Origin of the sequence: Janibacter sp. RAF52 (assembly GCF_052114035.1) — a bacterium.
GTDB lineage: Bacteria > Actinomycetota > Actinomycetes > Actinomycetales > Dermatophilaceae > Janibacter > Janibacter hoylei.
The window spans coordinates 161,064-183,939 of record NZ_JBFRDY010000006.1 but is presented as its reverse complement, the minus strand read 5'-3'; the positions used below and the strand labels follow the sequence as shown (position 1 = coordinate 183,939).

Annotated in this window: 27 protein-coding genes, 1 other RNA gene and 1 pseudogene; 24 read left to right on the top strand and 5 right to left on the bottom strand. The window is 71.5% G+C overall.

Features of this window, described 5'->3' with window-relative positions; translation table 11 throughout:
* Positions 1–9: 9 nt before the first annotated feature.
* The 12 genes from AB4Y78_RS10210 (at position 10) to ssrA (ending at position 9,845) form a co-directional block, all read left to right on the top strand.
* Positions 10–420, top strand: coding sequence for a TadE/TadG family type IV pilus assembly protein (locus tag AB4Y78_RS10210; RefSeq protein ID WP_083853760.1), 411 nt, complete (start codon positions 10–12; stop codon positions 418–420).
* A complete protein-coding gene (locus AB4Y78_RS10205) occupies positions 417–836 on the top strand; it encodes a TadE/TadG family type IV pilus assembly protein (protein ID WP_007928437.1) in 420 nt (139 codons plus the stop codon). The genes AB4Y78_RS10210 and AB4Y78_RS10205 overlap by 4 nt, the downstream gene beginning before the upstream one ends.
* Before the next feature lie 5 nt (positions 837–841).
* Positions 842–1,261: a hypothetical protein gene (locus tag AB4Y78_RS10200; protein WP_441713458.1), complete on the top strand. Its 420-nt coding sequence runs from the start codon at positions 842–844 to the stop codon at positions 1,259–1,261.
* Positions 1,258–4,002, top strand: a complete 2,745-nt coding sequence (locus tag AB4Y78_RS10195) for a hypothetical protein (RefSeq protein ID WP_441713459.1) — start codon at positions 1,258–1,260, stop codon at positions 4,000–4,002. Before AB4Y78_RS10200 ends, AB4Y78_RS10195 begins: the two co-directional genes overlap by 4 nt.
* Before the next feature lie 13 nt (positions 4,003–4,015).
* Positions 4,016–4,615, top strand: a complete 600-nt coding sequence (locus tag AB4Y78_RS10190) for a contact-dependent growth inhibition system immunity protein (RefSeq protein WP_441713460.1) — start codon at positions 4,016–4,018, stop codon at positions 4,613–4,615.
* A 38-nt stretch (positions 4,616–4,653) separates the two neighbouring features.
* Positions 4,654–5,019, top strand: a complete 366-nt coding sequence (locus AB4Y78_RS10185) for a hypothetical protein (RefSeq protein WP_259921206.1) — start codon at positions 4,654–4,656, stop codon at positions 5,017–5,019.
* 171 nt (positions 5,020–5,190) lie between these two features.
* Entirely contained in the window at positions 5,191–5,496 is a 306-nt protein-coding gene (locus tag AB4Y78_RS10180; RefSeq protein ID WP_441713461.1) for a hypothetical protein, read from the top strand.
* Positions 5,497–5,619: 123 nt separating this feature from the next.
* Complete coding sequence (gene ftsE / locus AB4Y78_RS10175; protein ID WP_007924614.1) at positions 5,620–6,465, top strand: cell division ATP-binding protein FtsE; 846 nt, start codon at positions 5,620–5,622, stop codon at positions 6,463–6,465.
* Entirely contained in the window at positions 6,462–7,367 is a 906-nt protein-coding gene (gene ftsX, locus AB4Y78_RS10170; RefSeq protein ID WP_441713462.1) for a permease-like cell division protein FtsX, read from the top strand. Before ftsE ends, ftsX begins: the two co-directional genes overlap by 4 nt.
* A gap of 63 nt (positions 7,368–7,430) precedes the next feature.
* On the top strand, positions 7,431–8,816 hold the full coding sequence (locus tag AB4Y78_RS10165; RefSeq protein WP_441737100.1) for a peptidoglycan DD-metalloendopeptidase family protein: 1,386 nt from the start codon (positions 7,431–7,433) through the stop codon (positions 8,814–8,816).
* An 87-nt stretch (positions 8,817–8,903) separates the two neighbouring features.
* On the top strand, positions 8,904–9,386 hold the full coding sequence (gene smpB / locus AB4Y78_RS10160) for an SsrA-binding protein SmpB (protein ID WP_007924617.1): 483 nt from the start codon (positions 8,904–8,906) through the stop codon (positions 9,384–9,386).
* Positions 9,387–9,478: 92 nt separating this feature from the next.
* Positions 9,479–9,845, top strand: a transfer-messenger RNA (tmRNA) gene (ssrA, locus tag AB4Y78_RS10155).
* A gap of 131 nt (positions 9,846–9,976) precedes the next feature.
* Here the strand turns inward: ssrA and AB4Y78_RS10150 are convergent.
* Both AB4Y78_RS10150 and trxA read right to left on the bottom strand, forming a co-directional pair.
* Positions 9,977–10,147, bottom strand: a complete 171-nt coding sequence (locus AB4Y78_RS10150) for a CsbD family protein (RefSeq protein WP_259921202.1) — start codon at positions 10,145–10,147, stop codon at positions 9,977–9,979.
* Between the two features lie 84 nt (positions 10,148–10,231).
* Entirely contained in the window at positions 10,232–10,603 is a 372-nt protein-coding gene (gene trxA / locus AB4Y78_RS10145; RefSeq protein WP_040880585.1) for a thioredoxin, read from the bottom strand.
* Between the two features lie 61 nt (positions 10,604–10,664).
* On the opposite strand from trxA, the gene AB4Y78_RS10140 reads away from it, so the two are divergent.
* The 8 genes and pseudogenes from AB4Y78_RS10140 to AB4Y78_RS10105 all read left to right on the top strand — a co-directional run bounded on the left by AB4Y78_RS10140 (position 10,665) and on the right by AB4Y78_RS10105 (position 17,311).
* A complete protein-coding gene (locus AB4Y78_RS10140; RefSeq protein WP_441713464.1) occupies positions 10,665–11,021 on the top strand; it encodes a VanZ family protein in 357 nt (118 codons plus the stop codon).
* Positions 11,022–11,125: 104 nt separating this feature from the next.
* A complete protein-coding gene (locus AB4Y78_RS10135) occupies positions 11,126–13,108 on the top strand; it encodes a DEAD/DEAH box helicase (RefSeq protein ID WP_441713465.1) in 1,983 nt (660 codons plus the stop codon).
* Positions 13,109–13,117: 9 nt separating this feature from the next.
* Positions 13,118–13,675 (top strand): YqgE/AlgH family protein, encoded by a 558-nt coding sequence (locus AB4Y78_RS10130; RefSeq protein WP_007924628.1) that lies wholly within the window; start codon positions 13,118–13,120, stop codon positions 13,673–13,675.
* A 239-nt stretch (positions 13,676–13,914) separates the two neighbouring features.
* Positions 13,915–14,223, top strand: coding sequence for a DUF3039 domain-containing protein (locus AB4Y78_RS10125; protein WP_007924631.1), 309 nt, complete (start codon positions 13,915–13,917; stop codon positions 14,221–14,223).
* Positions 14,141–14,476 (top strand): annotated as a pseudogene (locus AB4Y78_RS10120) (acyl-CoA thioesterase domain-containing protein); the annotation flags it as partial. The gene AB4Y78_RS10125 and the pseudogene AB4Y78_RS10120, both read left to right, overlap by 83 nt.
* Positions 14,477–14,574: 98 nt before the next feature.
* Positions 14,575–15,024 carry a hypothetical protein gene (locus AB4Y78_RS10115; protein ID WP_441713466.1) on the top strand — a complete coding sequence of 150 codons (450 nt, stop codon included), beginning with the start codon at positions 14,575–14,577 and terminating at the stop codon, positions 15,022–15,024.
* Between the two features lie 73 nt (positions 15,025–15,097).
* On the top strand, positions 15,098–16,858 hold the full coding sequence (locus AB4Y78_RS10110; RefSeq protein WP_007924635.1) for a DEAD/DEAH box helicase: 1,761 nt from the start codon (positions 15,098–15,100) through the stop codon (positions 16,856–16,858).
* A 45-nt stretch (positions 16,859–16,903) separates the two neighbouring features.
* Complete coding sequence (locus tag AB4Y78_RS10105) at positions 16,904–17,311, top strand: hypothetical protein (RefSeq protein WP_282070684.1); 408 nt, start codon at positions 16,904–16,906, stop codon at positions 17,309–17,311.
* A gap of 112 nt (positions 17,312–17,423) precedes the next feature.
* Here AB4Y78_RS10105 and AB4Y78_RS10100 read toward each other — a convergent pair whose 3' ends face one another.
* A complete protein-coding gene (locus AB4Y78_RS10100; protein ID WP_441713467.1) occupies positions 17,424–17,936 on the bottom strand; it encodes an Lrp/AsnC family transcriptional regulator in 513 nt (170 codons plus the stop codon).
* Between the two features lie 107 nt (positions 17,937–18,043).
* On the opposite strand from AB4Y78_RS10100, the gene hppD reads away from it, so the two are divergent.
* The 4 genes from hppD to AB4Y78_RS10080 all read left to right on the top strand — a co-directional run bounded on the left by hppD (position 18,044) and on the right by AB4Y78_RS10080 (position 21,472).
* Positions 18,044–19,264: a 4-hydroxyphenylpyruvate dioxygenase gene (gene hppD / locus AB4Y78_RS10095; RefSeq protein ID WP_128276768.1), complete on the top strand. Its 1,221-nt coding sequence runs from the start codon at positions 18,044–18,046 to the stop codon at positions 19,262–19,264.
* Positions 19,265–19,378: 114 nt separating this feature from the next.
* The gene (locus tag AB4Y78_RS10090; protein ID WP_441713468.1) at positions 19,379–20,056 is read left to right on the top strand and encodes a heme oxygenase (biliverdin-producing); all 678 of its coding nucleotides are present in this window, start codon (positions 19,379–19,381) and stop codon (positions 20,054–20,056) included.
* Positions 20,053–20,571, top strand: coding sequence for a DedA family protein (locus tag AB4Y78_RS10085; RefSeq protein WP_265229790.1), 519 nt, complete (start codon positions 20,053–20,055; stop codon positions 20,569–20,571). The genes AB4Y78_RS10090 and AB4Y78_RS10085 overlap by 4 nt, the downstream gene beginning before the upstream one ends.
* A 4-nt stretch (positions 20,572–20,575) precedes the next feature.
* The gene (locus AB4Y78_RS10080; protein WP_007928153.1) at positions 20,576–21,472 is read left to right on the top strand and encodes an RDD family protein; all 897 of its coding nucleotides are present in this window, start codon (positions 20,576–20,578) and stop codon (positions 21,470–21,472) included.
* Positions 21,473–21,475: 3 nt separating this feature from the next.
* Here AB4Y78_RS10080 and AB4Y78_RS10075 read toward each other — a convergent pair whose 3' ends face one another.
* Positions 21,476–22,300 carry a uroporphyrinogen-III synthase gene (locus AB4Y78_RS10075; RefSeq protein ID WP_441713469.1) on the bottom strand — a complete coding sequence of 275 codons (825 nt, stop codon included), beginning with the start codon at positions 22,298–22,300 and terminating at the stop codon, positions 21,476–21,478.
* The gene (locus AB4Y78_RS10070) at positions 22,297–22,872 is read right to left on the bottom strand and encodes an isochorismatase family protein (RefSeq protein WP_007928163.1); all 576 of its coding nucleotides are present in this window, start codon (positions 22,870–22,872) and stop codon (positions 22,297–22,299) included. Before AB4Y78_RS10070 ends, AB4Y78_RS10075 begins: the two co-directional genes overlap by 4 nt.
* Positions 22,873–22,876 lie beyond the last annotated feature (4 nt).

The window sequence follows — 22,876 nt, the reverse complement described above, 5'->3', positions numbered from 1 at the left end:
ACTGACGACGTGCGCTCCCTTCGTCGCCTGACCACATCGCTGTCGGCCCGCCTGCGGGACGACAGCGGTGTGGCCACGCTCGAAGGTGCCGTCCTCGCGCCCATCGTCATCTTCGCGACGATGGTCATCGTCCAGGCCGCGTGCTACTTCATGGCCAACACCACCGCGACCAATGCTGCGCAGATCTCGGTGGAGTCGGCCCGCCTGCAGGGAGCCACCGACGCAGATGGTGAGGAAGCCGGACGCAGCTACCTGTCCCAGGTGACGGCCCTGGACGACGCGACCGTCGATGTCGGCCGGGCCGGAGGGACCGTCACCGCCACGGTCATCGCGCCGGCGCCCTCCATCGTGCCGCTGGTCCCGATGCCGGAGGTCCGCTCGGTGGTCAACGCACCCGAGGAGAGGGTGACGCAGCCATGAGGCGATCCGACGACGGCAGCATCAGCCTCGAGATGGCCATCTGCGCCCCGGTGCTCGTCGGCATGCTCGTGCTCGTGGGGATCTTCGGGCGGACGGCAGCTGCCACCTCGCACGTCGACGGGGCGGCCTTCAGCGCTGCGCGAGCCGCCTCGATCGAGCGCGACGGCGGCTCGGCCCGGGCTGCCGGGGAGGCCGCGGCCCGCGACTACCTCGACCAGCGGGGACTGACCTGCGAGGACGTCGTCGTCCGCGTCGACACCAGTGGCTTCTCGGCACCGGTGGGCACCTCGAGCCGCGTCGTCGCCGAGGTGTCCTGCCGGGTGCCTCTCTCCGACCTCGCGGCGCTCGTCCCGACCCGGGACCGCACCTTCACCGCCGAGGCCGTCAGCCCCATCGACCGCTACCGAGGCAGGTGATGACCATGACCGACCACGGACGCCTCGCGGACGAGAGCGGCTACGTCGCCGTGTGGACCGTCGTCATCGGCGGTGCCCTCATGGTGGCCGGCGGGGTCGTCTACGACTCCGCCGACAAGGCGAACGAGGCCCGCCGGGTGACGATGGTGGCCAACGAGGCCGGCCGGGCCGCGGCCCAGGAGATCACCTCGGACGCCATCTCGGGTCGGGCCGCGCAGATCGACCCCTCGCGGGCCGCCGGCGCAGCCCGTGAGTACCTCGACGCCACGGGGATGAACGGCACCGTGTCGGTCGACGGCACGACGGTGACGGTGACGACCTCGCAGTCGTGGTCGCCGAAGATCATGCCCGTGCTCCAGCCCGACACGCTGACCTCGACGGTCGAGGTCGACCTCGAGCGCGCTGGGCCCGGGGGCGCGCCGTGACCCGCGCGCTGCAGCGGAGCCGGGCGTCAGTCCTGGCGCGAGGTCTGCTCTCGCTGCTCGGGATCGTCCTCATCGTCGTCGGGCTGCCGGTGGCGCTGGTCGTCCTCGGTGGCAACCCGCTCCCTTCGGAGGTCCCGCAGACCCAGGAGGTCATCGACGCGCTGACCCGCCCGGACGACGGCACCCTGCTCATCGGCATCATCACCGTCGTCGGCTGGCTCGTGTGGGCGAGCCTCACCCTCTCCTTCGTCGTCGAGATCCCCGCGGCGATCCGCGGCGTCCCCGCACCGCGGCTGCCGGGCCTGTCCTGGCAGCAGGGACGAGCGGCGGCGATGACCGGGGCGGTCCTCGCCATGGTCGCCCTCGGCACGGCCACCGCGACGCCAGCCAGCGCCGCGACGGCGGCCCCGACCAGCTCGCCCGCGAGCACATCGGCTGCGGTCACCACCGTCACGCACGCCGCGCACGATGCTGCGACCGCGGCGATGACGCCTGACGACGCGTCAGACGTCGTCGTGGCCGGTGGCGAAGGGCGTGTCGTCACCGTGCAGAGCGGCGACACCCTGTGGGACATCGCCGACCGCGAGCTCGGCGACGGCGATCGGTACCCAGAGCTCGTCCGGGCGTCGGCCGACCTCGTCCAGCCGGACGGGGGAGTCCTCACCTCTGCCGACGACATCCACCCCGGGTGGCGGGTCATGGTGCCGGTGGCCGCCCAGGCCACCGCGACCCCCGAGGCGCCCGCGACCGACGGGGCCGTGATCAGCGACATCGACCACGAGGTCTCCGGGACCGGTACCGGCCCCGTGGTCCTGCCCGACCACCACGGAGCGGCCCCTGCGCCGGCCCCGGTCGTCGCCGCTGACACGTCTGCGGACCCCGCCCGCGACCGGGCGCGCCCGGCTCCGGTGGTGGCTCCGGTGGTGGCTCCGGGGGAGGGTCCCGTCGCCAGCTCTTCCTCCGAGGCGCGGTCCCAGGGGCTGCTCGCCGATCGTGGCGGTCCCTCGGCGACGCTGGGTCTCGGCCTGCTCGGCGGCGCCGGGGCACTCGCGCTCGTCGAGGCCCGACGCCGGCGGCAACGCCGCACCCGCCCCCCGGGGTGGCGCGTCGTCGTCCCGACCGGCGCGGCAGCGCGTGCCGAGCAGTGGCTGCGCGCCACGGCCGACGTCGCCGGCCACGCGGACCTCGACGCGGCGCTGACGATGCTCGCCGAGAGGTGCGGCACCACCCCGCCCGCCCTGCGGGCCGCCCGCCTCGGCTCCCAGGAGATCGAGGTGTACGTCGTCGAGGAGCAGCTCGAGCTCCCCGCCCCGTGGGTTGGGGCAGGGGGGGGGACCTGGGTGCTCGACAGGCGGCTCATCGGGGCGCCCACGAGCCGACGCACCGTGTGGCCCGCCCTCGTGACCATCGGCGAGGACGACGCCGGGGCACGGATCTACCTCAACCTCGACGAGATCGGTGCGCTCGAGCTCGCCGGTCGGCCCGACGAGACCCTGGCCGTGCTCGCGGCCCTGGCCGTCGATCTCGGCACCTCGGACACCGGGCTCACCGCGGTCACCGTCGTCGGGCCACTCGGTGACCTCGTGCAGGCCATCGACGACCCGAGGGTCCGGCACGTCGCAGACCCGGGCGAGGTGCTCGAGCGCCTGACCTCGCAGCACCCGTGCGGAGTCGAGGTCCTCCTCGTCGGCACCGACCTCACCGGGGCCCAGACACGGCAGCTCCATGGCCTCGTCGAGGCGTCCGCGGGGTCGCTCACCGTCGTCACGACGTCCCGAGGTGTCTCCGACTGGTCCCTCACGGTGCGATCCGACCGGGGGAGCCTCGCCGCAGTGCTCGCCCCGGTGGGGATGGCCGTGCGGCCGACCTCGCTGGCAGGCCCCGGCTACGACGACCTGCTCGAGGTGCTGCGGACCCCGACGCGCGAGCACGTGCCCGGGCCGGAGTGGACCGCCGGGTCCAGCGCCGACGCCCTCACGGCGCAGACCGTGCCGCGCCGCCGGGTGCCCTCGAGCGAGGTCGACGAGGCGACCACCAACATCTCCCAGCTGCGCACCGACCGCGCCGCGCACGTGCGGGTCCTCGGCCGGCCCCAGGTGGCGGGGACCGGGACGCCGCCGCCCGACGTCGGTCGTGCGACCGAGCTCGCCGCGCTGCTGGCCCTGCACCCGGGCTCCGACGCCCCGGGTGCAGCCGGAGCGCTAGGGGTCACCGAGGACGCGCTCACCTGGGCGGCTCACCAGGTCGACCGATGGCTCGGCACCGGGGCCGGCGTCAGCGTGCAGTCCGGGCGGTACTCGCTCACCGGCGTCCTCCTCGACTGGCAGCAGCTGCGCACCCTCGTCGGCGCCGCGCTCGCCGGTGCGGACTCCGGCAACCTCCGGGCGGCGCTGACGCTCGTGAGCGGCACTCCCTTCGACGGGGTGACCCCCGGCACCTACGGGTGGGCCGCGGTGGACCGCGCCGAGATGTGTGCCGCGGTCGCCGACATCGCGCACGAACTCGCCCAGCGTCACCTGCGGGCCGGTGAGCCCGAGGCCGCATCGTGGGCTGCTCGCAAGGGGCTGCTCGCCGAGCCGCTGAGCGAGATGCTCTGGCGCGATCAGCTCCACGCCTCGTGGCAGGCCGAGGACGAGGAGCGGGTCCGCGACGCCGTGGCTCGCTCCCGGGAGACGCTTGGTGATCTCGGCAGCCTCGAGGACGACACGACCTTCGTGCTGAGCAGGTCACCGCAGCGCTGACTGCGGGTGCGACATGAGCGAGTTCTCGCTGGCCGAGCGCATCAGGTACCCGACGCTCGCCGATCTGATGGGTTCGGGATTCCACCAAGACTTCTGGGACTTCCACGAGTCGCCTGAGGAGGTGGTCAGCACCTTCACCGGGGACCCGATCTTTTGTGCTCGTATCCCGCTGGAGGTCGAGGAGCTGCTCGGGGAGGTCGACGGTCCGGACCGGGAGCAGCGGCTCGACGAGGTGCTGTGGGTGCTGTACAACAACTTCGACAACGAGGAGGAGGGCCTCAGCGCCTCGGAGTGGTTGACCGCGATGCGGGACCAGGTGGTCGCTGAGACGCCCCGGGTCGAGTTGGTCGAGGCGCTCATCGGGGCTCTGGTGCAGGCGCTGGGCAGCGGTCGGGTCTTCGCTCGAGGTGAAGGCGCGGATGTCGTCGCCACGGCTGTCGGGGAGAGCATCCTCGTCGCCTTCGACACCGGGAAGCAGCTGCACCTCGCCACGCGCTCGCTCGAGCTGGTGAGCGACAGGGAGGGGTGGCAGGCCCACTGGGAGCTTGGCCCGGAGGGCGGGAAGCGGCCACGTCGGCGGCTCCTTCGACGGGCCCACGGTGGTGCCGTATGAGCCGGACGCCTGGCGGGCCCGGGGCGGACCACCCCTCCATGAGCCCCGAGCGCGGAGTGCTGGACGCCACGTACTCGGCTCTCTTCGACAACTACCTCCGCGGTGCCGTAGAGGCCGCGGCATTCAGGAGGCAGTTCTACTCGACGATGGTGTCGGACGCCCGACTCGGCGACGAGGTCCGCTACGCGATCCTCCAGCGGGTCTTCTTCGGCCTGGAGGACCTCGTGCTCGACGGAGACCTCCCTGACGGCCAAGGGCGTGATGATGACGAGATCGACGAGCCCGAGTTCCGGGAGATCGTGGCCGAGGCCGCTGACGACCTCAAGCACCGGCCGGACGACTGGGAGGGCGACCACTCCGTCCGGCACGGGACGTCGCCCGCGAACCGGACAGAGGATCAGTGACGACATGGCAGGCTACGGCGACGCGCTACCCGGCGCTCGCCGATCTGATGGGTTCGGGCTTCCATCTGGACTTCTGGGACTTCCACGAGTCGCCTGAGGAGGTGGTCAGGACCTTCACCGGGGACCCAGGCGCTCATCGGGGCTCGGGTCGTCGGTGCCAGGGGTGGGAAGGTGCTCGTGCTCCAGACGAGCGCTGGCTCGATCCGCTACCCGGGAGGTGCTCTGGTGCAGGCGCTGGGCAGCGGTCGGGTCTTCGCTCGAGGTGAGGGCGCCGATGTCGTCGCCACGGCTGTCGGGGAGAACATCCTCGTCGCCTTCGACACCGGGAAGCAGCTGCACCTGGCCACGCGCTCGCTCGAGCTGGCGAGCGACAGGGAGGGGCGGCAGCCCCACTGGGAGTTCGACGCCGCGGACCGTGGAGCGCGGGCGGAGCAGGCCCCCCGTCGTTCGCGATGGTGGGGACGCCGTGGACGTTGACGCCGATCAGGGTCGGGACCTAACGCGCCGAGGTCACGTGGGTGTCACGGCCGTGCAGCGAAGCGACATATCCTGCAGGCGGCCCTTTGCCCCCTTCGTCCCGCGTAAGGCCCCGAGCACCTGATGATCCGTTTCGAGAACGTCACCAAGAGGTACCCCAACCAGAGCCGTCCGGCGCTCGACGGGATCGACCTCAACATCGAGCGCGGCGAGTTCGCCTTCATCGTCGGCGCCTCCGGTTCCGGCAAGTCGACCCTCGTGCGCCTGACCATCCGCGAGGAGATCGTCAGCTCCGGCCGGCTGCTCGTCGGTGGGCACGACCTGCGCAGGATGCCGCACCGCAAGGTGCCGCAGCTGCGCCGTCAGGTCGGCACGATCTTCCAGGACTTCCGTCTGCTGCCCAACAAGACGGTCCAGCAGAACGTCGCCTACGCCCTGCAAGTCATCGGCCGGCCCCGACGCGCCATCCGAGCCCTCGTCCCCGAGACCCTCGAGCTCGTCGGGCTGGCCGGGATGGAGAAGCGGATGCCGCACGAGCTCTCGGGTGGCGAGCAGCAGCGCGTCGCCATCGCGCGGGCAGTGGTCAACAAGCCGCCGATCCTCCTGGCCGACGAGCCCACCGGCAACCTCGACCCGGCGACGAGCCTGGACATCGTCCAGCTGCTGCGCCGCATCCACGACTCCGGCACGACCATCGTCATGGCCACCCACGACAACGTCATCGTCGACGAGCTGCAGAAGCGGGTCATCGAGCTCGAGGACGGCCACATCATCCGCGACGAGGAGGGTGGCAGCTACGTGCCCAAGGTCGTCGACTCACGCGACCGCGACGAGCGGGAGGCCGTGCGCGCCCACGACGAGCGAGACCACCACGACGACGGGGCGCTCCCGCCCCAGGAGGACCGACCGATCGGCGAGGTGCACGCCCTGGACGAGTGGGACGACGACGCGGAGGACCTGCTGCGATGAAGCCCTCGGTCTTCGCCGACGCCTGGGAGGGCCTGCGGCGCAACAAGTCCATCGCCGTCTCGGTGATCCTCGTGACGATGATCTCCCTCTACCTCCTCGGGGTCGGCCTGCTCGCCCAGCGCCAGGTCGACCAGATGAAGGGGTACTGGTACGACCGCGTCCAGGTCTCGATCTACATGTGCACCGACACCTCGTCGCAGCCCAACTGCTCCGGCGGGGCCGCGACCGAGGACCAGAAGGCATCGGTCGCCGCACAGCTCGAGGAGATGAAGCCCCTCGTCAAGGACGTCTACTACGAGTCCGAGGAGGAGGCCTACAAGCGCTTCAAGCAGGACTACAAGAACTCACCGCTCGCCGGCAACATCCGGGTCGGTGACATCCCGCCGAGCTACCGGGTGCAGCTGTCCGACCCGGAGGAGTTCGAGACGGTCGCCTCCGCCTTCGACGGGGCGCCCGGTGTGGCGAGCGTGCCCAACCTGCGCGAGGTCTTCGCCCCGCTCTTCCGCGCCATCAACATCATCACCGCCGTGATGATCGGTCTCGCGGCCCTGACCCTCGTCTCCGCCGTGCTCCTCATGGCCACGACGATCCGGCAGGCCGCCTTCACCCGCCGACGCGAGATCGCGATCATGAAGCTCGTCGGTGCCTCCAACCGCACGATCCGCACCCCCTTCATCATCGAGACCGTCGCGTCAGGGCTCATCGGGGCGGTGATGGCGATCGGCCTGCTCTGGGTCTCGGCATGGGCCCTCTTCGACCGGTACCTGCTGCAGGAAAACGCGGGGACCGCCTTCATCTCCGCCAACGACGTCTGGATCGTCGCGCCCTTCCTGATCGTCGGGGTGGTCGTGCTCGCCATCGCGACGTCCACCGTGACCCTCTGGCGCTACCTCAAGGTCTGACGGGGCGCGCCGGGGGGCGCAGGTCCTGTCCTCCCGGCCGCTTCGTGGCTACCGTTGACCCCGATGCAACGCCCCTCCCGTGCCCCGTCCTCCCGTCGCGCCCGTGCTCTCACGGGTGCGGCGCTGTCGCTGTGCCTTTTCGCCGGTGCCGGGTACGCCGTGGCCGCCGAACCGGACCCGCAGGATCGCAAGAGCAAGGTCGACGAGGACCTCAAGCAGGCCCGAGGCGACCTGCACGACACCTCCGCCGAGCTCGTCGCTGCGTACGACAAGCTCAAGGCCACCCGCACCAAGCTGCCCGGCGCGCGCAGCGCCGCTGCCGCAGCCGAGAAGGCCGAGACGAAGGCCCAGGGCGAGTACGACGATGCCGTCGCCGCCTATGACCTCGCCAAGGCCAACGAGGACAAGGCCGTCAAGGAGCTGCGGACCACGACCTCGAAGATGTCGAGTTCGCGTCGCGCGGTCGCGGGCTTCGCCGGGCAGGTCTACCAGCAGCAGGGCCTCGGCACGATGTCCGTCGCCGTCGGCAGCGAGGACCCCGGTGCCTTCGTCGACAAGATGATCATGGCCGAGTCGGTCGGCGACACGCAGAGCTCCGCCCTCGAGGAGCTGAGCACCTCTCGCGCCAACCTCGTCTCCAGCGGCGACCGCCTCAAGGCGCTGCGGCAGAAGACGAGCGACGCCAAGGCGACCAAGCAGACCAAGCTCACCGCGGCGCGTGACGCCAGCGCCCGCGCCGACGCGAAGCAGGCCGACCTCGAGTCCCTCGAGAAGGACCAGGAGACGCAGTCGGCTGCCCTGCGCCGGGAGAAGAAGAAGGACCAGAAGAAGGTCGACAGCCTCCAGGCCCAGTCGGACAAGCTGACCAAGATCCTCGAGGACCGCGCGCGCAAGGCCCGCATCCGGGAGGCCCAGATCCGCAAGGCGCGCGCGGAGCAGCAGAAGCGGGAGGCCGATGCCCGGGCCCGCGCCGAGCGCTCCCGCAGCAGCTCCGACGACTCGAGCAGCGGTGGCACGAGCGACCCGAACCCGCCAGCTCCGGTGAGCAGCGGGGTGCTCCAGGCCCCGAGCAATGCTCCCGTGAGCTCCGAGTTCGGCCTGCGCCTGCACCCGATCTACAACACGTGGCGTCTGCACGCCGGCCGGGACTACGCCGGCGCCTGCGGCAGCCCGATCTACGCGGCAGCCGACGGCGAGGTCGTCATGGCGCTGCCGCCGGGGTCGACCGGGGGGTACGGCAACCAGATCGTCGTCGACCACGGCATCAAGCGGGGCGTCTCGCTCTCCACGACCTACAACCATCTCCAGTCCTTCGCCGTGCGCAGCGGCAAGGTCAAGCGCGGCCAGGTCATCGGGTACACCGGCACGACCGGCAGCTCGACGGGCTGCCACCTGCACTTCGAGACCCGCACCAACGGCACGCCGGTCGACCCGCGCGGCTGGCTCTGAACTGCCTTCGCCCCAATCCACGCGACTGCTGTCGTGGGCGCGGGGTACCGTGTCCCGTCACACCACAGCGAAGGGGGGAGAGCACCCATGGCCAAGAAGACCGCCGAGGGCGAGCTCGTCGTCGCCCGCAACCGCAAGGCCCGGCACGACTACCTCATCGAGGACACCTACGAGGCCGGCCTCGCGCTCATGGGCACCGAGGTCAAGGCGCTGCGCATGGGGCGGGCCAGCCTCGTCGACGGCTATGCGATCTTCTACGGCGACGAGCTGTGGCTCGAGGGTGTCCACATCCCCGAGTACGTCCAGGGCACCTGGACCAACCACACCCCGCGGCGCCGCCGCAAGCTGCTGCTGCACCGCGCCGAGCTCGACAAGATCGCCACCAAGGTGCAGGGGAGCGGTCGCACCATCGTGCCGCTGTCGCTGTACTTCAAGAACGGCCGGGTCAAGGTCGAGATTGCCACGGCCACGGGCAAGAAGGCCTACGACAAGCGCCACGCGCTGCGTGAGCGGCAGGACCAGCGCGAGACCGCACGGGCGGTCTCGGACAGCTACAAGCGGCGCGGCTGATCGGCTCGCGGTGCGCGGGAATGTGTTTGGTCCTCGCCGCCGTTGAGTGGATACTGGCTCAACAACTCCACAGCGTGACGTGTCCATCCCATGGGGGTGATCGGTTTCGACATTGGCCGGTCCTTCAGGGGAAGCGGGTCGAGGATGCACGGTCATCTCGTCAACGCCCCGTGCAAACCCAATAGGTGCCAATTCCAAGCGCACCGACTTCGCCCTCGCCGCCTGAGCGAGCCCGAAGTCCGTTGGCCTAGGTGTGATCTCGACCTAGATCCCAGCGTCAGCTAGAGATCTTGCTGCGGTGTCAGGTCACGGGACATCGCGGGACTCCTACGTGACTGGGCCTGTCGGGGAACGTGTGCGTGCGAGCCCCGGGGCCGAGAAAATCCATAGCGCACTGCACCCGGAGAAGCCCTGATTGTCTGCCAGTGGACGCGGGTTCGATTCCCGCCACCTCCACCATCGTGGGCACGTCACGTAGGCGCACGCTCGGCACGGACTCGGTCCGTCCGGTCGTGCTCCGTGGATGCGTGAGCACGACGAAGGGCGGGACCGTCACGGTCCCGCCCTTCGTCGTGTCGTGGGTCAGCAGGTCACTTGAAGGCGTCCTTGACCTTTTCGCCGGCGGCCTTGAGGTCGCCCTTGGTCTCTTGGACCTTGCCCTCGGCCTGCAGGTCCTCGTTGTCGGTGGCGTCGCCCGCCGCGCCCTTGGCCTTGCCGGCGAGCTGGTCCTTGGCGTTGTCGATCTTGTCGCCGATCCCCATGGTGCCTCCTGTGGTGGTGGGTGGACCTCCACGCAACCACACGAGGGGCGGCGGCGCCACCCCCTTCGTCGAAGGGGGGAGAGCTCAGCTCGTGGCTTCGGCCGCGGCGACCTGCGCCTTGACCTCGTCCATGTCGACGTCCTGGACGGCGTCGAGCAGCTGCTGGAACTGCGCCTTGGGCAGGGCGCCGGCGCTCTGGTGCAGCAGGATGCCGTCACGGAAGGCCATGAGGGTGGGGACGGACGAGACCTTGGCCAGCGAGGCCAGCTCGGGGTTGTCGTCGATGTCGACCTTCGCGAAGGTGATGTCGTCGCGGCTGTCCGCGGCCTCCTCGAAGACGGGCGCGAACTGGCGGCAGGGGCCGCACCAGCTCGCCCAGAAGTCGACGATGACCGTCCCTTCGCCGCTGACGGCGGAGCGGAAGCTCTCGAGATCGAGGTCGGTGATCTTGCTCATGACCTCCACCATAGGCCGACCTGGGGGCCGGCGGCGACGCGCGGTGTGCTGTGCTGGCCCGGTGCGCCTGACCCCGACCCGCCCGTGGCCCCTCCTCGCCGCCCTGGTGAGCGTCGTCGTCCTGCAGCTCGTCGTGCTCTACCTGCCGACCGCGCCGGGGCCGCCGTCGCCGATCCCGCACGGGGACAAGGCAGTCCACGCCGTGGTCTTCGGTCTGCCGGTGCTCGTGACGGGTCTCGGTCGCCGGTCGTGGTGGCCGTGGGTGGCGCTGGCCTGCGCGGTGCACGCACCTGTGAGCGAAGTCATCCAGCACCGGCTGCTTGCGGACCGGTCCGGCGACCCGTGGGACGTCGCCGCTGACATCGTCGGTGTGGCCGCGGCCGCAATAGGGGTACTATTTGTCGTTCGGCGACCGTGACGTCGCCGCCTCGAGGAACTCGCACGATCGCTTCCGACCACTGACGTCGCCCGCGCCCTGTGTGTGCGGGTTTACCCATTTCAGTGAGAGACGAAGGATCACCCGTGCCCGCGAAGAAGAAGCCCCGCTGGACCACCGCGCAGAAGAACGCTGCCGCGAAGAAGAAGGCGACCGCCAAGGCGCCGAAGAAGCCCTACCACCGGGGTCAGGCCCCCACCGAGGCCCCCCGCGGCAAGGACCGCTGGCGCGACCGCGAGGACGCCCCGGCCGGCGAGCGCCCCAAGCGCGTGCGTCGGGACGGCAGCGAAGACCGTGGGTCGCGCACCTGGCAGCGTCGGGATGACCGTGGTGGCTACCAGCGTCGGGATGACCGCGATGGCGGACAGCGTCGCGATGACCGTGGTGGCTACCAGCGTCGGGATGACCGCGATGGCGGACAGCGTCGCGACGACCGTGGTGGCTACCAGCGTCGGGATGACCGCGATGGCGGACAGCGTCGCGACGACCGTGGTGGCTACCAGCGTCGGGATGACCGCGAAGGGGGACAGCGTCGCGACGACCGTGGTGGCTACCAGCGTCGGGATGACCGTGGTGGGTACCAGCGTCGCGACGACCGGCGCCGTGGTCCGGCCCCGCGCTTCGAGCGCGAGCAGGCCCGGCGCGGCTTCGCCCCGCGGACCGAGCAGGTCGAGGACCCGGAGGCGCTGCGCCAGGAGGCCGACACCTGGACCTCGTCGGCCCGCAACTCGCTGAGCGGCCCGGTCGAGGTCGCCGAGGACAACGGCTTCGCAGCGCTGGGCCTGCCCGAGGTGCTCGTGGAGCGTCTCGCCCGCGACGCCATCACGACCCCCTTCGCCATCCAGGCCGCCGCGATCCCCGACGCCTTGGCGGGCAAGGACGTGCTCGGCCGTGGGCAGACCGGCTCGGGCAAGACCCTCGCCTTCGGCCTGCCGATGCTCGCCCGCCTCGCCGGCGGTCGGGCCCGCAGCCGCAAGCCGCGCGGGCTGGTCCTCGTGCCCACCCGTGAGCTCGCCATGCAGGTGAGCGACTCGCTCGAGCCGCTGGTCCATGTGAGCGGGCTGCGGATCAAGCTGGTCGCCGGTGGCCTGTCGTACACCGGGCAGACGGCCGCCCTCGACAAGGGTGTCGACGTGCTCATCGCGACGCCGGGCCGACTCGTCGACCTGCTCGACCGCGGGGCGCTGACGCTCGACGCGGTCGAGGTCGCCGTGCTCGACGAGGCCGACCACATGGCCGACATGGGCTTCCTGCCCTCCGTCACCCGGATCCTCGACGAGTGCGCCCCCGGTGGGCAGCGGCTGCTGTTTTCGGCGACGCTCGACCGCGGCGTCGGTGACCTCGTCGAGGCCTACATGAGCGACCCGGTGACGCACAGCACCGACGAGGCGGCCGCGAGCGTCTCGACCATGGAGCACCACCTCATGCTCATCGAGCCCAACATCAAGAAGCAGATCACCGCCCGGATCGCCTCGCGCCCCGGCCGCACCGTCGTCTTCGCCCGCACCAAGCTCGGCTGCGAGCGGATCGCCGGGGAGCTGCGCGAGGCGGGCGTGGCGGCAGCGCCGCTGCACGGCGGGCTGAGCCAGTCGCAGCGCAACAAGACGATCGGTGCCTTCCGCACGGGCACGCTGCCCGTGCTCGTGGCCACCGACGTCGCCGCGCGCGGCATCCACGTCGACGACGTCTCCCTCGTCATGCAGGTCGACCCGCCAGGTGACCACAAGGACTACCTCCACCGCGCCGGGCGCACCGCTCGTGCGGGCGAGAAGGGCAGTGTCGTCACGCTGGTCCTGCCCCACCAGCGCAAGGAGGTCACCAGGATGGCCGACCAGGCCGGTCTGGAGACCCGACCGACGCGCACCACTCTCGACGACGAGGTGCTCACCGACCTCGGTGCCGTCGAGCCGAGCGGCGTCCCGATCCCCGACGCCGACTTCCGCAAGCTCGTCGACCCGCGACCGGCGCGACGCCACCCGGGGACCCGCGGCCCCCGCGGTGCCCGCGACCACCGTGGCGGCGGTCGGGGTGGCCGACAGGGTGGCTACCGGGGTCGCCCCCGCGACTAGGGTCTGGGTATGGAGACCTCGCTCGCCGGCAAGCTGCTCGTGGCGACACCGGACCTCACGGACGACCTCTTCGCCCGCAGCGTGGTCCTCGTGCTCCAGCACGACGAGGACACGGCCGAAGGGGTGATCCTCAACAAGCCGCTCGACACGCCTGTCGACGACGTGCTGCCCGGGTGGCAGCAGGGGTCGAGCCGGCCCCAGCGGGTCTTCCAGGGCGGACCGGTCCAGCTCGACTCGGCCATCGGCCTCGTCGGCCTGCCGGGTGATGCCGAGGAACCGCCCGGCGTGCGGCGGCTCTTCGGCGCCATCTCGCTCGTCGACCTCGACAGCCCGCAGGAGATCATCTGGCCCCAGGTGAGCGCGCTGCGGATCTTCGCCGGATACTCCGGGTGGAGCGCCTCGCAGCTCGCCGACGAGCGGGCGCGCGGTGGCTGGTACGTCGTCGACGTCGAGGTCGCTGACATCTTCGACGAGGACCCGGCCACCCTGTGGCGGCGGGTGCTGCGGCGTCAGCCCGGCTCGCTCGGCTGGGTCTCGACCTACCCGGTCGACCCCGACCTGAACTGACCCTTCGAGACGGTCGCTGCGCGACCTCCTCAGGGAGCGGGAAGACGGTCGCTGCGCGACCTCCTCAGGGAGCGGGAAGACGGTCGCTGCGCGACCTCCTCAGGGAGCGGGAAGACGGTCGCTGCGCGACCTCCTCAGGGAGCGGGAGGGCGGTCGCTGCCACTCTTCGTGCCGTGACAGGGTGTCCCGGCCATGACGTCACTCCGGGTCGGGGGAGGGCACGCGCCTACGATGGGGGCATGAGCACGCCAGCCGACCCCAGTCAGCCCGGAGGCCCGATCGCCGAGCCCGGTGGCCCCTCCACCTCGACCGCCGTCCTCGAGCGGACCGAGCCGGCCCCGCAGCTGGCCGAGCCCGGCGACCACGAGCGCTTCAGCCACTACGTGCGCAAGGAGAAGATCCTCGAGAGCGCGCTGTCCGGCGAGCCCGTCAAGGCGCTGTGCGGCAAGACCTGGGTGCCCGGACGTGACCCCGAGAAGTTCCCGGTGTGCCCCATCTGCAAGGAAATCTACGACGGTCTCCGTGCGCCCGAGGACGGCGAGGACTGATCGGCGACGTGGGCTCCTTCTACCGTCAGCTCGACGAGACGCCTTCGAGTCACTGCCCTCCACCGCCGGGCCGTGGAGCCCGCACGCCCAGCACGCCGGGCCTCCTGCCGCCCTGCTCGCGCGGGCGATGGTGCGGCACGACCCCGACCCGGCCACCCGGCTGGCGGACGTGCGCCTGGACATCCTCGGGCCGATCCCGGTCGCGCTGGTCACCGTCGACGTCGAGGTGCTGCGCGGCGGTCGGTCGATGCAGCTGCTCCAGGCGATCGCTTCGGTCGACGGTCGACCTGCTGCCGTCGCGCGAGCCTGGCGCGTGCGGCGGGCCCCCGAGGACTTCCCGCGGCTGGCCGGATGGCGCGGCGACGCGCCCGACCCCGTGCCGGAGCCGGACGGGCAGGGGCGGATCGACCTGCCCGGCATGCACGCCGACGGCTACATCAGCGCATCGAGTGGCGCTTCGTCGACGGGGGAGTGGGCGCCGGTGGCACCGCCGTGGCGTGGGGGCGCCAGCTCATCCCGCTGCTGCTCGACGAGGAGCCGACGCCGTGGGAGCGCACCCTCGTCCTCGCCGACTCCGGCGGTGGCGTCACCATGACGCTCGACCCGCGGCGGCACACGTACATCAACTGCGACCTGCCCGTCGCCCTCGACCGTGACCCCGAAGGGGAATGGGTCCGGATGAGCTCGCAGGCCCTCGCGACCCCCGGCCACGGCGGCACGGTCCACACCGGCCTCGCCGACGTCCACGGCGACATCGGCACCGGTCTGCAGACCATGGTCGCGATGGACGCGGGGGCGTGATCGGGGCGAGCGGGGCTCCCTTCGCCCGGCGGTTTTCGGTCCTGTCACCCGGGCGATCTACAGTGGCCCAGCGATGAGTCAGTCTGCTGCGTCCCACCTGTCACCCGCCTTCCCGAGGCGGGCGGCGTGGGGTACCGCCGGCGCGCTGCGGGCCTGGCAGGCCGAGGCGCTCAAGCTCTACCTCGAGTCCGGGCGCACCGACTTCCTCGCCGTCGCGACCCCGGGTGCCGGCAAGACGACCTTCGCCCTGCGCGTCGCCGCGGAGCTCCTCTCCGCCGGTGAGGTGACCGGAGTGACCGTCGTCGCGCCGACCGAGCACCTCAAGACCCAGTGGGCCGACGCGGCCGGTCGGGTCGGCATCCACCTCGACCCGAAGTTCTCCAACACCACCGCGGTGACCTCGAGCGACTACGACGGGGTCGCCGTCACCTACGCCCAGGTGGCCTCCCGCCCTTCGGTCCACGAGAGCCGCACCCGGGCCGAGCGCACCCTCGTCATCCTCGACGAGATCCACCACGGCGGTGACAACAAGTCGTGGGGCGACGGCATCCGGCAGGCCTTCGAGCCGGCGACCCGCCGCCTCTCGCTCACGGGCACCCCCTTCCGCTCCGACACCAATCCCATCCCCTTCGTCGGCTACGAGTACGGCGACGACGGGATCCTGCGCTCGAGCAGCGACTACACCTACGGCTATTCCGAGGCCCTGCGCGACGGCGTGGTGCGGCCGGTGCTCTTCATGGCCTACGGCGGCGCGATGCGCTGGCGCACCCGTGCCGGCGACGAGGTGGCCGCCCGCCTCGGCGAGCCGATGACCAAGGACCTCGTCGCGCAGGCCTGGCGCACCGCGCTCGACCCGAAGGGGGAGTGGATCCCGTCGGTGCTCGCCGCCGCCGACAAGCGGCTCACCGAGGTGCGCCGGGGCGTGCCCGACGCCGGCGCCATGGTCATCGCGACCAACCAGACGCAGGCCCGCGCCTACGCGCGGATCCTCACCGAGCTCACCGGCGAGAAGCCGACCGTCGTCCTCTCCGACGACAACGGCGCCTCGCAGAAGATCGAGGACTACTCCGCGAGCACGTCACGATGGCTCGTCGCCGTGCGGATGGTGAGCGAAGGGGTCGACGTGCCCCGACTGTGCGTCGGCGTCTACGCGACGTCGACGTCGACGCCGCTCTTCTTCGCCCAGGCCGTGGGGCGCTTCGTGCGGGCCCGCGGCCGCGGCGAGACGGCGAGCGTCTTCCTGCCGAGCGTCCCGGTGATCCTCGCCCACGCCGGCACGCTCGAGGAGCAGCGCGACCACGCCCTCGACCGGCCGGAGGCCGCCGACGACGAGGCTCCGCTGTGGTCGGAGGAGGAGGGCATGCTCGCCGCCGCCAACCGCGCCGACGGGGCGAGCGACGACCTGCTCGGCTCCTTCGAGGCGCTCGAGTCCGACGCGCACTTCGACCACGTGCTCTACGACAAGCAGCAGTTCGGTCTGCACGCCGAGGTCGGCTCCGAGGACGAGCAGGACTACCTGGGTCTGCCCGGTCTGCTCGAGCCGGACCAGGTGCACGCCCTGCTCACCGAGCGGCAGACCAAGCAGTCGAAGAAGACCGGTCGCACCCGCAAGGACGACGACGCCCCGATGGCGGCCCATCGTGCCCTCGCGGCCCAGCGCAAGGAGCTCAACAAGCTCGTCGCGGCCTATGCCACGAAGACCGGCTCGCCTCACGCCAACATCCACATGGACCTGCGTCGGGCCTGCGGCGGACCGGAGCTCGCCCAGGCGTCGAGCGAGCAGGTGACCGAGCGGATCGAGCGGATCCGGCGCTGGTTCGTCGGCCGACGCTGACGCGCTCTGCCCCTATCCGGGACAGCGCCCGGGCATCATGGGGACATGACCGTCTTCGCGTGGATCCTCGTGGCCCTGGGCGTGCTCGTGCTCGTCCTGACCCCGCTCCGTCTGCGGCGCTCCAAGGGCGAGCAGGGGATGACCGACTTCTCCGGGTGGGTGCTCAACGCCCACTCGATCACGCTCGTCGTCGGGCTCGGGCTCATCGCACTCCGGCTGCTCGACGTGCACACGTCCACGGGCGCGACCTGGCTGGCGATCATCTGCATGGTCATCGCCTCGCTCATCGGCCTGAGCTTCCTCGGGCGGTGGCGTCGCAGCGGTTCGCGGCACGCCGAGGCCTTCCACGGCGACTCGTGGACGCGCGGTCCCGGGCTGTCGCAGATCGCGCACATCGGCACGGCCCTCGGGACCATCGCCCTGGCGTGGATGCTGCTCGCCGACAAGATCTGAGCCCTTCGAGACGGTCGCGGGGCGACCTCCTCAGGGCCCGGGGGTGGTGGGGCGGTCGCGGGGCGACCTCCTCAGGGCCCGGGGGTGGTGGGGCGGTCGCGGGGCGGCCTCCTCAGGGCACGGGGGTTGCCGGGCGGTGGGCCGCTGCCTCGACGAGGGGTCCGGTGCGCATCTCCAGGTGGGTGACGAGCGCGATCGACGTGCTGGCGCGCACCACGTGCGTGTCATCGATGATCTCGTCGATGACCCTGCCCAGGTCCGCATTGTCCATCGCGACGATCCGGATGATGAGGTCACCGACCCCGGTCGTCGAGTGGATCTCCAGCACCTCGGGGATCGCCATGAGGTGGTCGACCACGGCCTGGTGCCCCAGCCGCTGACGGATCTCGAGGGTGCACAGTGCCGTGACCGGGTAGCCGAGCGAGGACGGGTCGAGCGTCGGTGCAAAGGTGCGGATGACCCCCTTCGTCTGGAGGCGGTCGAGCCGAGCCTGCACGGTGCCGCGGGCCACCCCGAGCTCACGGCTCGCCCCGAGCACCCCGATCGACGGCCGTTCGGCGAGCAGTGCGAGCAGGCGGGCGTCGAGCTCGTCGATGGCCGGTGGGCGCGAAGCGGGAGTCGGCATGGTCAGATTGTCGCCTCCAGGCCCCAATCATGGCAACAGATTGCGCAGCATGCGCACCGGGATGGGGGCCGGTTGCACACGGCGGTGGCGGTGATGATCCTGAGCCCATGTCCAACACCGCGGTTGAACTCACCAGGCAGGAGCGCGAGGCCGAGCTCGACCTCGACCAGCTCAAGCAGCTCGTCGGGCTCGTCGAGTACGACGAGGAGCGCGACCCCTTCCCCGTGACGGGCTGGGACGCGATCGTCTTCGTCGTCGGCAATGCGACGCAGACGGCGCACTACTACCAGAGCGCCTGGGGCATGGAGCTCGTCGGCTACTCCGGCCCCGAGCACGGCAACCGCGACCACAAGGCCTTCGTCCTCAAGTCCGGCTCGATCCGCTTCGTCGTCAAGGGCGCGGTGAGCCCCGACAGCCCGCTCATCGCCCACCACGCCAAGCACGGCGACGGCGTCGTCGACATCTCGCTCGAGGTGCCCGACGTCGACAAGTGCATCGCCCAGGCCAAGGCGGCTGGCGCCACGGTCCTCCAGGAGCCCGAGACGGTCAGCGACGAGCACGGCTCGGTGCGCATCGGCGCGATCGCGACGTACGGCGAGACCCGGCACACCCTCGTGCAGCGCACCATCGACGGCCAGACCTACGCCGGGGCCTACCTGCCGGGCTACGTCGAGAGGTCCTCCAACTTCGTCAAGCGCGACGGCGCTCCCAAGCGGCTCTTCCAGGCGCTCGACCACATCGTCGGCAACGTCGAGCTCGGCAAGATGGACGAATGGGTCGCCTTCTACAACCGGGTCATGGGCTTCGTCAACATGGCCGAGTTCGTCGGTGACGACATCGCGACCGAGTACTCGGCCCTGATGTCCAAGGTCGTCGCCAACGGCAACCACCGCGTGAAGTTCCCCCTCAACGAGCCCGCGATCGCCAAGAAGAAGTCGCAGATCGACGAGTACCTCGAGTTCTACACCGGGCCCGGTGCCCAGCACCTCGCGCTCGCGACCAACGACATCCTGCGCACCGTCGACGAGCTGACCACGGAGGGCGTCGAGTTCCTCGACACCCCCGACGCCTACTACGACGACCCCGAGATGCGCGCCCGCATCGGCGAGGTCCGCGTCCCCATCGAGGAGCTGAAGAAGCGCAAGATCCTCGTCGATCGCGACGAGGACGGCTACCTGCTGCAGATCTTCACCAAGCCGCTCGGTGACCGCCCGACGGTCTTCTTCGAGATCATCGAGCGGCACGGCTCGCTCGGCTTCGGCAAGGGCAACTTCAAGGCGCTCTTCGAGTCCATCGAGCGCGAGCAGGACAAGCGCGGCAACCTCTGACGCGCACGGGTCCGGGAGCGGGGAAGGACGCCTGTCCACCTCCGCTCCCGGCCCTGTTGCGGGGAGAGGCGCCCCGTTAGCATGAGGCAACCCTCACCTCACCCGGGAGCTCTCATGGACCAGCCGCTGTCGCTCGCCCTGCGCACCGAGACGGCCTCGGCGCACGACGACGCCGAGGGTTCCGCCTTCGTCGAGCAGCTCATGGCTGGCCTGGCCTGCCGCCCGGCCTTCGTCGCGCTCGTCGCCCAGCAGCTGGTCATCTACCGCGCCCTCGAAGAGGTGCTCTGGACGCACTACTCCGATCATCCCTTCGTCGCGCCGGTGCTCGACCACCGGCTCGACCGGGTCGCCGCGCTCGAGCAGGACATGGCCCACCTCTGCGGCGAAGACGTCGACGGTCGACTGGCCGCCGGCGACATCCACATCGTGCGCGCCGCGGTCGACTACGCGGCGCAGCTGCGTGAGCAGCACACCCCCGAGTCGATGCTCGCGCACCACTACGTGCGCTACCTCGGGGACCTCTCCGGGGGCCAGATCATCGCGCGGATGGTGCAGCGGCACTACGGCATCGACCCCGCGGGGCTGAACTTCTACCACTTCGAGCAGATCCCCAAGCCCAAGCCCTACAAGGACGCCTACCGCGCGGCCCTGGACTCGCTCGAGCTCGACGAGACCGCGCGTCGCCGGGTCCTCGACGCAGCCGTCGACAGCTTCGAGCTCAACCGGCGGGTCTTCGCCGACCTCGGTGCGGCCCGCGCACCCGAGCACGCCGCGTCCGGCGGGCCTGCGTGACCTGGTCGCAGTTCCTCCCGACCTTCGGGGCGCTCTTCGTCATCGTCATGCTCCGGGCCAATGCCACGTACTGGCTCGGCCGCGGGGCAGCTGCCGGTGGTCGTCGTTGGCGCAAGAGCGAAGGGGAGGGCTCGCCCGCGTGGCAGCGCGCCCGATCACTGGTCAACAGGTGGGGGCCGATCGCGGTCGTCCTGTGCTTCTTCACCGTCGGCATCCAGACGGCTGTCAACGCGACGGCCGGCGTCACCCGGATGCCGCTGCGCCGGTACCTGCCCGCCGTGACTCTCGGCTCGATCGCCTGGGCGACGATCTACGCGACGGTGGGTCTGGCCGCTGCGCGTGCCTGGCTGGCGGCCGCCGCCAGGTCGCCGCTCGCGGCGACGGTGCTGGCCGTCGTGGTCGTCGTGGGTGTCACCGCTCTGCTGTGGTCGCGTCGCCGGCAGGCGCGTGCGCTCGTCGCGGAGGTCGAGGGGTCGACACCCGATCGGGACTCCACCGACGCCGTGAGATCGTGAGGGCATGAGCACCCCCGAGCGCGCCGGCTGGTACGACGACCCGGAGGACGAGACGCAGCTGCGCTACTTCGACGGGATCATCTGGAGCGAGCGCACCGTGCCCCGGCAGACGCGGGCCGCGCAGCCCACCCCGGAGATCGCGCCGCAGGGCGACCCGGCGGTCGGTCCCGGCGCCCCGGGCACGCAGGGCGGGCAGGGCAGCCCGGGTGGGCCGGGCACGGATGTCTTCGGCCGGCCGACCCACGGGGCAGGGCAAGCCCCCTTCGGCACGGCGCCGCAGGGCGCAGCAGGCTACGGCGACGCCGCCCCGCAGCCCACGACGGCCGACGGCCAGACCCTGGCCAGCTACGGCCAGCGCGTGGGCGCCTACCTCGTCGACTGGATCGTGCTGCGGATCCTCAACGTCATCTTCGCCGGCTGGGCCGTGTGGCTGGCGAGCCGCGACTACCTGACCTTCATCTGGGACGCGGCGGCGGCCAACGACCCGGAGCGGCTCGAGCGGGTCACGCCCGAGGAGCTGCTCGGGCTCTTCGACGTGCAGTACCTGCTCGTCGCCCTCGGTATCGGCATGCTCGTGCGGTGCCTCTACGAGGTGATCTTCCTCAGCCGCTGGGCCGCGACCCCGGGCAAGCTGGCTCTCGGCCTGTCGGTCCGCCGGGTCGACCGCCCGGGCCGGCCGAGCGCCGGGACGGCCTTCATGCGGGCGCTCCTGCCGATGGCGACGATGCTGCTGTCCGCGATCAGCTGCTTCTCGACCGCCGTGACGGCCGCCGACCTGCTGTGGCCGATCAAGGACCCGCAGCGGCAGACGCTGCACGACAAGATCGCGGGCACGCTCGTCGTCCGCGGCCGCCAGGAGAAGGTCAGCGGCGAGGCCGAAACGGACCGCGAGGCCCGCTGAGTCCTAACCGTCGCCGTAGTGCTCGAGGACGGCGCGCACGAGGGCACCCATGCGGCTGCGCTCGGGGACGAGCGGGTCGACCCCCTTCGCCTGCAGCGGGGCAGCGGTGACCGGACCGACCGCGGCGACGAGCAGACCGGCGCGTGACCGATGGACGATCTCGTCGGTGACGCCCGCGGCGTCGGCCGCCGCGAACCAGGCCACGACGGCCGGTGCGGAGGTGAAGACGACCGCGTCGACCTCGCCGGCAGCGGCGGCACGGGTCGAGGCGGTGACCGCGGCAGGGTCCGGCGCCGGACCCCACCGGTAGACGACCAGCGGCGAGACCCGCGCGCCCGCGGCCGTCAGGGCCTCGTCGAGCCCGTCGGACCCGTTGCCGTGGTGCTGGACCGCGACGCTCGCGCCGTCGACACCCAGGGCGAGGAGGTGCTCGGTGATCTCGGCGGTCGTCTCGGACTCGGCCACCCACTCGGGGGTGAGCCCGTGGGCGACGAGGGCGCCCTTGGCCTTGGGGCCCCGGGCGAAGATCCGGGCGGAGGAGAGCGCGTCCGTGAGGGAGCCGTGGAGGCCGGCCACATCGGCGGCCTCGAGCCAGCCGCGCAGACCGGCCCCCGTGGTGACGACGACGAGATCCGGCGGGTCGGCGACGAGGGCACGGGTGTCGGCGACGAGCCGCTCGTCGTCGCTGTGGTGGACGATCGACATCGCCGCGGCGTGCCGGATCGTCGCACCGCGACGGGCGAAGGCCTCGGCGAGGTCGTCGCTGCGCCGGTCAGCCGTGATGAGGACGGTGCGGCCGGCCATGACCGCCGGCAGGGGGCGGCTCACGCGTCCGTCGTGGCGCCGGCGGCGGCCATCTCGGCGAGTGCTGCCTGCGTCGTCTCGGGGGCGACCCCGGCGATGGTGTCGGTGAGCAGTCGCACCGCAAATCCCTCGCGCAGCGCGTCGAGGACCGTGGCCCTGACGCAGTGGTCGGTGGCGATCCCGCCGACGTCGAGGTCGGTGACGCCCCGCGTGCGCAACCAGTCCGCGAGACCGGTGCCGTCCTCGGCGAAGCCCTCGAAGCCGCTGTAGGCGGCGTCGTGGGCGCCCTTGCGGAAGACCTCGGTCACCTCACCCATGGCCGGCTCGAGCGCAGGGTGGAAGGCGGCGCCCGTCGTGCCAGCCGCGCAGTGCACCGGCCAGGTCGTCGCGAAGTCGGGCTCGCCGTCGGTGGCCCAGTGCGCGCCGGGGTCGTGGTGCCAGTCGGCCGTGGCGACGATCGCGGCGTAGGGCGGGCCGTCCTGGTCGAGGACTCGTGCGGCGGCCCGCTCGGCGACGGCGGCGCCTCCGGTCACGGCGAGGGAGCCCCCTTCGCAGAAGTCGTTCTGGATGTCGACGAGGACGAGTGCACGGCTCATGGTG